The following is a 9,820-nucleotide window of genomic DNA, read 5'->3' on the forward strand; positions in this document are numbered from 1 at the left end:
GGCCGACCGGACGGGCGGGTCATGCCGGACCCCGGCGTTCACCGGTCCTGCGGCGGGCGACGAAGCGCGCGGCGAGGACGGCGACCAGCAGGGCGAGGCCGTTGAAGAGCGGCTGCACCCAGAACGGGACGCCGAGCAGGCTCAAGCCGTTGAAACCGACGGCGAGCAGCAGGATCGCGACGATCACACCGGGCACGTTGTAGAAGCCCGGACGGTACGTGGTGACGCCCAGGAACGCGGCGGCATAGGCGGGCAGCAGCAGGTCGGGGCCGAGACTGGGGGTCACGGAACCGGCCTGGCCGAGCTGGAGCACGGCGGCCAGCGAGACCAGCCCGCCGGCGCAGCCGAAGGCGAGGATCTTGTACCGGCCGGTGCGCACACCGGCCAGGAACGCCACGCGCTCGGAGCCGCCGATCGCGTACAGCCGGGCGCCGACCGGGGTGTGCTGGAGCAGGTAGAAGCAGATGACGGCCACGATCGCGACGATCCACACCGCCCAGGCGACCTGCACCGCGTAGCCGCGGCCGAGGGTCTTGGCCAGGCCGGGAACGGTCGTGAGGATGGCGCCGTTGCTGAGCATCAGGGTCATCGCGGAGAGCACGATTCCCATGCCCAGGGTCGCGATGAACGAGTTGATGCCGAACACCACGTTGAGCACACCGTTCCAGGCACCGGCCACCACCCCGCAGCCGGCCATCGCGAGGAACACCGCGGTCACCGGCCAGCCCTGGCCGGTCAGATAGGCGCCGAGCATCGCGCAGAAGCCGAGCAGATAGCCGACCGACAGGTCGAACTCGCCGACGATCAGCGGGAAGAGCACCGCCAGCGTCATCAGCGCGATCACGGACTGGCTGACCAGCAGCGAGGTCCAGTTCTGCCGGGTGGCGAAGTTGGGGGTGGCCATGCTGAACACCACGATCAGCACCACCAGCAGCACGATCTGGGCGTAGCGCTGGATGAGGGCTTCGCCGATCGTACGCAGGAGGCCGGCGCCGTGGGACCGCCCGGCGGTCGGTTGCCGGTCGGCGGCCGGTTGCCGGTCGGCGGCCGGTTGCCGGTCGGCGGTCACGGCGCCCCCGGTCAGCGCGTCGGGCTTCGCTGTGTCGAGATCTTCTCTGCTCATCTCGGACCGTCCTCCTGTGGACTCGCCACGATCCTGGCCAGCTTGACGGGGTTGTCGGGGACGGGGATCTCCTGCGCCCCGGCGCCGGGGCGCAGCACCACCATCCGGTCGCAGTACGCGGTGAGCTGCTCGAACTCCGAGGAGAACAGGACCGCGCCCATGCCCTGGTCCACGCGTTTCCTGACCGCTTCGAACATCAGGAGCCGCGCGCCCGGGTCGACGCCGTTGGTCGGTTCGTCGAGCACCAGGACCTTCGGGTCGGTCGACAGCCACTTGCCGAGCAGCACCTTCTGCTGGTTGCCGCCGCTGAGGCTGCCGAGGGAGGCGGAGGGGTCGCGCGGCCGTACGTCGAGTTCTCGGATCACCCGGCCGATCGCCTCCCGCAGCGCCGACCTGCGGTGCCAGAACCGGCGCAGCGAGGGGAGCGCGATGTTGTCGGCGACGCTCAGGACGGCGACGCCGCCGTGCGAGAGCCGGTCCCTGGGCAGCAGCGCCACGCCCTGCCTGCGGGCGGTGGAAGCGGTCCAGGCGCGGGTGGGTTCGAACCCCCGCAAGCGGACGGTGCCCGAGCGGGGCGGCACGCCGCCCGCGAGGAGATACGGCAGTTCGTCCACGCCGGAGTCGGGCAGGCCGGTGACGCCGACGATCTCGCCCGCGCGGATGTCGAGGTCCAGCGGGTCGAGCCGGTGGCCGGTCAGCCCGCGGATCTCCATCAGAGTCCGGTCCGCGCCGTCCACGGGCGGCGCCCCCGCGCCGTACGCCTCGCGGGAGCCGGGGGCGGCGGGCTCCTTGCGGTGCCCGGCCCCGGCCGCCTGCTCGGCGGCCAGCCGCTGCTCAGGGAGCATGTACTCGATGATCCGGGCCGCGCTGACCTCGGCGGACGGTCCCTCGTACTGCGTACGACCGGCCGCCAGCACGGTGAGGCGGTCGGCGTACTGGGTGATCTCGCCGATCCGGTGGGTGACCATGAGGACCGCCGTGCCCCGGTCGGCGAGCCTGCGGACCAGGCCGAGGACCTGTTCCGCGTCGTCCTGCCGCAGCGAGGCGGTGACCTCGTCGAGGATGAGGATGCGGCTGCCCTGTCCGGTGGCGACGGCGAGGGACACCATCGCCCGGTCGGCGGGGCCGAGTTCGGCGCAGGTGGTACGGGCGTCGACCGGCACCTCGTGCTCGTCGAGCAGCCGCTGCGCGCGCCGTACCAGCGCCCGGTGGCTGAGCCCGAGGGCGGGGACGCCCTCGAAGCCGCCGAGCAGCGCGACGCAGTCCGCGACCCTGAGCGTGTCGACCAGCGGCGCCTCCTGGTGGACGACGCCGACGCCCGCCGCGCGGGAGTCCATCGGCGACGACCACTCCTGCGGGGCGCCGTCCACCAGCAGGTGGCCGCTGTCCGGGCCGAACACCCCGCTCATGATCTTGATCAGGGTGGACTTGCCCGAGCCGTTCGCCCCGGCCAGCGCGTGCACCGCGCCGGGGACCAGGCCGAGTGAGACGTCCCACAGGGCCTGGGTGGCACCGAAGGTCTTGCACAGCGAGCGCGCCGCCATGACCTCATCGGTTGCCCGGGTGGTCACTTCGTGCCCCAGAGCTTGTGGTATTCGGCGGCGACGTCGAACGGCAGCTTCCACTGGTCGTTGTTGCCGATCATGTTGTCCTTGGTGAGCAGGACCGTGATCGCGCCCTCGTTGGCCGGTTCGACGGCGGGCTGCTTCTGCACCGTGCGGATCATCTGGTCGACGGTCGCGTAGCCGTACAGCGAGGGGATCTCGATGACGGTCGCGCCCTGGATGTCGCCCTCGCGGATGAACTGCCGGTTGATCGGGTCGCCGACCGCGCTGACCAGCTTGACCTTGGCGCCGAGACCGGCCTGCCTGATCGCGTTGACCTCCGCCGCGGCGGCGGCGTCGAAGCCGGTGTAGACGTAGGTGGCGTTCGCGTGCTGCTGGAGGGTCGAGACGGTACGGGTGCCCAGGGCGCCCGAGGCGATCTCGTCGGTGGTGAAGTTGACCGGCTTGAGCACCTTGCACGCCGCGCACTTCTTCATCTCGGCGACGAAGGCGTTGTACGTGACCGTGTTGGACAGGTACTCGCTGGTGATGACCGGCTGGACCACGGCGGTGCCCTTGGAGTCGGCGATCACCCAGTCCGCCTGCATCCGGCCGTTGGCGCCGTAGTCGGGTGCCACGTCGAGGTCGAAGTCGATCTGGCCGGGCTCCAGTTCGGGCTTGGGGTTGGGGGAGCCGGTGCCGTTGTTCATCGAGATCACCGGAATCCCGGCCTTCTTGGCTGCCTCCAGGCCCTGCTGGACGAGCTTGGAGTCGATGGAGACCGTGGCGATCACATCGGCCCGGTTGGAGACGGCGTTGAGGATCATGTTGTTCTGGGTACGGGCGTTGGACTGGCCGTCGTAGATCGTGGGCTTCCAGCCGAGGGTCTTCACGATGCCCTTGACCGCTTCGGCGGGGGTGTTGCAGCCGCCGATGGCGACACCGCACGGGATGATCGCGACCTTGATGTCCTTGGGCACGGTGACCGGCTTGTCGGTCGGTCCCGCGAAGGACTCGGGACCCTTCTGCGCGGCCCGCACCGCGGTGACGAACTGGCTGACGTCCTGGCTCTGCCCGGAGTCGGCCGCGCCGCTGTCACCGCCGGAGCCGTCGTTGGAGGGCGCGCACGCGGTGGCGAGCCCGAGCCCGATGCACGCGGCAGCGATGACCGCTGCCCTCGCCCTTGACGTGAGGACTGTGGAAGGCATACCTCGCTCCTTTGCGGTGGTACACGTCGCCGTGGCGGCGGTGTCTGCGGGATCGCTTGTCATGGGACCGGAACCACTTCGATCGCCAGCCCGGAGGACTCCAGGGCCCGCAGCAGTTCCGGTGGGGCGTCGGCGTCGGTGATCAGGAGATCGGGCTGGGAGGTGTCGGCGAACCGGGCGAAGTGGTCCTTGCCGATCTTGCTGCTGTCGCAGAGGACGACGGTCCGCTTGGCGGCGCGGATCATCGCCTCCTTGACCGCGGCCTCGGCCGGGTCGGGGGTGGAGAAGCCGTGCCGGGGCGAGACCCCGTAGGTGCCGATGAAGGCGACGTCGACGTGGACGCGCGCGATGGCGCCGAGCGCGGGGGCGTCGACCTCGGCCAGGGTGTTGGCCCGGACGCGGCCGCCGAGGGTGTGGACGCTGAGTCCTTGTTTGCCCGCGAGCGCGATCGCCGCCTGGAGGCTGTTGGTCATGACGACCAGCGAGGGACCGCCGGGAAATATCTCGGCCATCCGGCCGGTGGTGGTCCCGGCGTCGATGATCACCGCGCCCTCGTCGGGCATGTGCTGGACCGCGGCGTGGGCGATCAGGTCCTTCGCCACCGCCATCAGCCGCCTGCGCGACTGGAGGTCGGGGACGAGGTGCTCACGGTCGAGGAGGATCGCTCCGCCGTGCACCCGCTGGACGAGACCGCGGCGCTCCAGCAGCACCAGATCGCGGCGGATCGTCTCCGACGTCACCTCCAGCCGGTCGGCCGCGGCGACGACTTCGAGCCGCCCGTTGGCCTTGAGCTGGTCGAGCAGCGCTCGCCGACGTTCCTCCGCGAAGTGCGCGGATGTGCCGTTAACGCTCATCGCGGGCCCTTCCGTGCCAACCTCACTTTTGCTTCGTGTGGAATTCATACCTGTATCCACTCAATGCCACAAGAGGCTGCGCGAGGAAGAGTGTCCGAATGAGACATTCCGTGGCCGATGAGCGACCAAATATGACCACAGAGTGACGTGTTGATCACCTAGAGGAGCAGGAAGCGGGCATTCCCTCCCATAGGCTCCCTATGGAAACGCCACACCTGTCATGGGTCTGTGTGGATATTCCAAATCCGCAGACGCGTCCGGCCCCCCGTGCCGAGGAGGCACGGGGGGCCGGAAGGGGGGCCGGAGGGGGGCCGGAGGGGGCCGGAAGGGGGGTCCGCCGACGGCCGGAAGGCCGGGGCTCGCTCGCGGATCAGCCCGCGATCGGCTGCCGCTCCCGCGCGGAGACCAGCGCGTGCAGCCGGTTGAGGCGCTCGCGGGTGAGGTCGTCGGCCGGGGTGTACGTGGTCAGGCGGGGGCCCTGCTGCGGGCCGAGCCACAGGTGGGTGAAGTCGAAGGAGAGCAGGCCGACTTCGGGGTTCAGATAGCGCTTGATGTGGCCGTCGGGCTGGAGCACCTCGTGCCGTTCCCACATCTCGCGGAAGTCGGGCGAGTTCTGCTGGAGCCGCTTGAGCAGCTCGCGCCAGGCGGGCTCCGCCAGGTGCTGGGCCATCGAGACGCGGAATTTGGCGGCCATCAGCCGGATGCTCTCCTCGCGGTCGACCATCCGCTCGCGCCACAGCGGGTCGGTGAACGACAGCCACATGACGTTGCGGTCCTCGACGGGCAGCGCGTCCAGGTCGCTGACCAGCCTGCCGTAAGTGCGGTTGTACGCGATCACGTCGTACCGGCTGTTGACGACCGCGGCGGGCAGCGGCGCGAGCTGGTCGACCATGGCGAGCAGCGCGGGTGACATGCCGGGGCATTCCAGGTGCGGGTGCGGGTCGGCGGTCCCGGCGAGGGTGAACAGGTGCTTGCGCTCGTTGTGGTCGAGCATCAGGGCGCGCGCGATGGCGTCGGCGACCTGCCCGGAGACCTGGATCTCCCGCGCCTGCTCCAGCCACGTGTACCAGGTGACCCCGACGGCGGCGAGCTGTGCGACCTCCTCGCGGCGCAGTCCGGGCGTCCGGCGCCGACGGCCGGGCGGCAGCCCGACCTGGTCCGGCGAGATTCGCTCCCGGCGGCTGCGCAGAAAGGACGCCAGCTCCTGGCGGCGGCTCTCCGCGGCGGCGGCCTCGGGCACATCGGCCCCGGAGACGTCCAGCGAGACGTTCCCCTGACCCAGCGGGGCGGCGGCCGAGTCCGGCGACACGGTCCCCGTCCCCGCGGGAACGGGGACCGAATCCGGGGAAACGGCGCCCGAATCCGGGGCGACAGTGCCCGGGCCCGGGGTCACGGTGCTCGGCGGGAAAGCGCTGGCGTCTGCGGTCATATTCCCAGAGTGCCCGATCCGGCAGCCGGTTGCCAGGTGGTGCGTATACCTGGATAAACGCTCTCTGGTACCACCCTGAGAACGGGTCCAGTGTGGACCATGTGACCGACCGAATGGAACCCACCATGACCTCCCGGGCTCAGGTGCTCCCCCGCGTGACCCGCATCGGGGCGCCCGCCCGGAACTCTTCCGTCCCCACCCGCTCGCACTCCCCCGCCCCGGCCCCCGGCCTGAGCTCCCTCGGCCTGCTGACCGTGCTGCTCGGCGCGGCGCTGCCGATGGTGGACTTCTTCATCGTCAACGTGGCCCTGCCCACCATCGACCGCGACCTGCACGCCGGACCCGCGGTCCTGGAGATGGTCGTCGCGGGCTACGGCGTCGCCTACGCGGTGCTGCTCGTGCTCGGCGGGCGGCTCGGCGACATGTTCGGCCGCCGCAATCTCTTCCTGTGGGGCCTCGGCCTGTTCGCCGTCACCTCGCTGGCCTGCGGTGTCGCCCCCTCCGCCTGGACCCTGGTGGCGGCCCGCGTCGCCCAGGGCGCCGCCTCCGCGCTGCTGCTCCCGCAGGCGCTGGCCACCATCCAGTCCGCGACCTCCGGCGGCGCCCGCGGCAAGGCGCTGAGCTACTACGGCGCGACCGCGGGCATCGCCAGCGTCGTGGGCCAGGTGCTCGGCGGTGTGCTGGTCTCCGCGGACATCGCGGGCAGCGGCTGGCGGGCGATCTTCCTGGTCAACGTGCCGGTGGCGGCCGTCGCGCTGGCGCTGGCGCTGAAGTCGGTGCCGGAGACGCGGTCCGCGCACCCGGCCCGTATCGACAAGCCCGGCACCGCACTGCTCGCGGTCACGCTGATCACCCTGCTGCTGCCGCTCACCGAGGGCCGGGCGGCCGGCTGGCCGCTGTGGTCGTGGGTGCTGCTCGCGGTCTTCCCGCTCGCCGCGGCGGCCTTCGTGGCGGTCGAGCGGCGCGGTGAGCGCGACGGCGGCAATCCGCTGATCCCGCCGTCGCTGCTGCGCGTCCACAGCGTGCGCAGCGGTCTGCTGCTCATCGTGCCCTTCTGCCTCGGCTTCGGCGGCTTCATGTTCGTCGTGGCGGTGGCCATGCAGGACGGGCTGCGCTTCGGGGCGCTGGAGGCGGGGGCCGCGCTGGCCCCGCTGTGCGCCGCCTTCTTCGCCGCCTCGCTGCTCGGTCCGCGGATGGTGGCCCGCTTCGGCCGCCGTGTGGTGACCGCGGGCTCGCTGGTCCAGGGCGTCGGCCTGGTGGCGCTGGCCGCGACCTTCCACTACGGCGGCACGGGTCTGAGCATCGCGGAGCTGGCGCCGAGCATGGCCGTGATCGGCTTCGGCCAGGGCTTCGTCCTGCCGGTGGTGCTCCGGATCGTGCTCAGCGAGGTGCCGGCCGCGCAGGCCGGGGTCGGCAGCGGCGCGATGGCGACCACCCAGCAGTCCAGCCTCGCGCTGGGCGTGGCCACTCTCGGCACCCTGTTCCTGACCCTGTCCGGTTCGATCGGCGTACGGGACGCCCTGGTCTGGGCGCTGGTCGCGCAGCTCGCGGCGGTGGTCGCGACGGTCGCGCTGAGCACCCGGCTGCCGCGCAGAATCGTCTAGCGACGGGCACACCGGCCCGAACGGGGGCGCCGGGCCCCGCGCCCCCGAGAGGACCGGCCCACCGCCCCGGGCCGAGGACGGCCCCCCGGGGGCACGGTCGCACGACATGTGGACTGACAGATGTTGATATCTGTCAGTCCACATGTGACGGTGGGAACGCACACCCGTCCCGCCGACGACCCCGAAGGGGACCCCCACCGATGCGCACCCGCACCCTCGGCACCACAGGACCCGTCGTCTCCGCCCTCGGCCTCGGCTGCATGGGCATGTCCGGCGCGTACGGCGCCTCCGACGACGCCGAGTCCGTCGCCACCATCCACGCCGCGCTGGACGCGGGCGTGACCCTGCTCGACACCGGCGACTTCTACGGCATGGGCCTGAACGAACTGCTGATCCGCGACGCCCTGCGGGCCCGCCCCGGCAGCCGCGACCAGGCCGTCATCAGCGTCAAATTCGGCGCGCTGCGCGATGTCGAGGGCGGCTTCGGCGGCTACGACGGCCGCCCGGTCGCGATCCGCAACTTCCTCGCGTACTCCCTGAACCGGCTCGGCACCGACCACATCGACATCTACCGGATCGCCCGCGTCGACCCGGACGTGCCGATCGAGGAGACCGTCGGCGCGATCGCCGAGCTGGTCCAGGCCGGGCACGTCCGGCACATCGGGCTGTCCGAGGTCGGCGCGGAGACGCTGCGCAGGGCCGCCTCCGTCGCCCCGATCGCCGACCTCCAGATCGAGTACAGCCTCTTCTCGCGCGGCATCGAGGACCGGATCCTGCCCACCGCCCGCGACCTCGGCATCGGCGTGACGGCGTACGGCGTGCTCTCGCGCGGGCTGCTCAGCGGCCACTGGACCCGGGGCAGCGGCACGGAGGCGGGCGACTTCCGCAGCTACAACCCGCGCTTTTCCGGGGAGAATCTGGAGCGCAACCTCGGCCTGGTCGAGGCGCTGCGCGAGGTCGCGGACGGCAAGGGCGTCACGGTCGCGCAGGCCGCCATCGCCTGGGTGCTGTCCCGCGGCGACGACATCGTGCCGCTGATCGGCGCCCGCCGCAGGGACCGGCTCACCGAGGCGCTCTCCGCGCTCGACCTGACACTGGACGCCGCGGACATCGCCGACATCGAGCGGGCCGTCCCGGCCGCGGAGGTCGCGGGCACCCGCTACGACCCCCGGCAGATGAACCATCTGGACAGCGAGCGCTGAGCCGGCGGCGCCCTGCCGCACACTGGACGGCGACGGCCCCGGCGATCACGGCGGCCGTCGCCGTCGCAGAAGCCGTGTCCCGACCCGCCGAAAGGCCGCCTCTCCCATGCCGCCGGAGCCCCTGACCCGTGACCGCGTCCTCGAAGCCACCGAGGACGTGCTGCGCCGCTACGGCCCCGCGAAGGCCACGGTGGTCGATGTGGCGCGGGCGCTCGGGGTCAGCCACGGCAGCGTCTACCGGCACTTCCGCAGCAAGGCGGAGCTGCGCGAGGCGGTCACCCAGAAGTGGCTGGCCGAGGCGCACGCGGCGCTCGCGGACATCGCCGCGGAGGACGGGCCGGCGCCCGAGCGGCTGCCGCGCTGGCTCGCCGAACTCTTCGCGGCCAAGCGGCGCAAGGCCGGGCTCGACCCGGAACTCTTCGCCACCTTCCAGGTGTTGGCGCGCGACAACAGCGGCGCCGTCAGCCGCCACGTGCAGGAGACGATCGACCAGCTCGCCGGGATCGTCGCGGACGGCGTCAGGCGCGGTGAGTTCGCCCCCTGCGACCGGGCGGCCACCGCCCGCGCCGTCTGGGACGCCACCTGCCGCTTCCACGACCCGGCGCACGCGGCCGAGTGGACCCTGCCGGGCGTCGACGCCGAGTTCACGGCGGTGTGCGAGCTGGTGCTGCGCGGACTGCGCGCGGACTGACGCACGGGACGACGAGGGCGGGGGGGGGGGGGGGGGGGGGGGGGGGGGGGGGGGGGGGGGGGAACGGGGGGGGGGGGGGGGGGGCGGTGGGGGGGGGGGGGCGGGTTGGGGGGGGGGGGTGGTAGGGGTGTCTTTTTTTTTTCATCGTTTTTTCTACCCCGTGGC

The 9,820-nt window shown here is 72.0% G+C and carries 8 protein-coding genes; 3 read left to right on the forward strand and 5 right to left on the reverse strand.

Annotated elements, in window-relative coordinates; genetic code table 11:
• Window positions 1–19: 19 nt before the first annotated feature.
• From ACZ37P_RS08460 to ACZ37P_RS08480, 5 genes are all read right to left on the reverse strand, one after another.
• Complete coding sequence (locus ACZ37P_RS08460; RefSeq protein ID WP_467345606.1) at window positions 20–1,123, reverse strand: ABC transporter permease; 1,104 nt, start codon at window positions 1,121–1,123, stop codon at window positions 20–22.
• Window positions 1,120–2,694: a sugar ABC transporter ATP-binding protein gene (locus ACZ37P_RS08465; RefSeq protein ID WP_467345608.1), complete on the reverse strand. Its 1,575-nt coding sequence runs from the start codon at window positions 2,692–2,694 to the stop codon at window positions 1,120–1,122. Before ACZ37P_RS08465 ends, ACZ37P_RS08460 begins: the two co-directional genes overlap by 4 nt.
• The gene (locus tag ACZ37P_RS08470) at window positions 2,691–3,875 is read right to left on the reverse strand and encodes a sugar ABC transporter substrate-binding protein (protein WP_467345609.1); all 1,185 of its coding nucleotides are present in this window, start codon (window positions 3,873–3,875) and stop codon (window positions 2,691–2,693) included. The genes ACZ37P_RS08465 and ACZ37P_RS08470 overlap by 4 nt, the downstream gene beginning before the upstream one ends.
• Window positions 3,876–3,934: 59 nt before the next feature.
• Window positions 3,935–4,729 carry a DeoR/GlpR family DNA-binding transcription regulator gene (locus ACZ37P_RS08475; protein ID WP_467345611.1) on the reverse strand — a complete coding sequence of 265 codons (795 nt, stop codon included), beginning with the start codon at window positions 4,727–4,729 and terminating at the stop codon, window positions 3,935–3,937.
• Window positions 4,730–5,099: 370 nt separating this feature from the next.
• Entirely contained in the window at window positions 5,100–6,038 is a 939-nt protein-coding gene (locus ACZ37P_RS08480) for a helix-turn-helix transcriptional regulator (protein ID WP_467345613.1), read from the reverse strand.
• Window positions 6,039–6,283: 245 nt separating this feature from the next.
• On the opposite strand from ACZ37P_RS08480, the gene ACZ37P_RS08485 reads away from it, so the two are divergent.
• The 3 genes from ACZ37P_RS08485 (at window position 6,284) to ACZ37P_RS08495 (ending at window position 9,655) form a co-directional block, all read left to right on the forward strand.
• Window positions 6,284–7,762: an MFS transporter gene (locus ACZ37P_RS08485; RefSeq protein WP_391160256.1), complete on the forward strand. Its 1,479-nt coding sequence runs from the start codon at window positions 6,284–6,286 to the stop codon at window positions 7,760–7,762.
• Between the two features lie 200 nt (window positions 7,763–7,962).
• A complete protein-coding gene (locus tag ACZ37P_RS08490; RefSeq protein ID WP_467345615.1) occupies window positions 7,963–8,964 on the forward strand; it encodes an aldo/keto reductase in 1,002 nt (333 codons plus the stop codon).
• 106 nt (window positions 8,965–9,070) lie between these two features.
• Complete coding sequence (locus tag ACZ37P_RS08495) at window positions 9,071–9,655, forward strand: TetR/AcrR family transcriptional regulator (protein WP_401304393.1); 585 nt, start codon at window positions 9,071–9,073, stop codon at window positions 9,653–9,655.
• Window positions 9,656–9,820 lie beyond the last annotated feature (165 nt).

It is taken from the genome of Streptomyces sp. NPDC024632, from assembly GCF_055559175.1.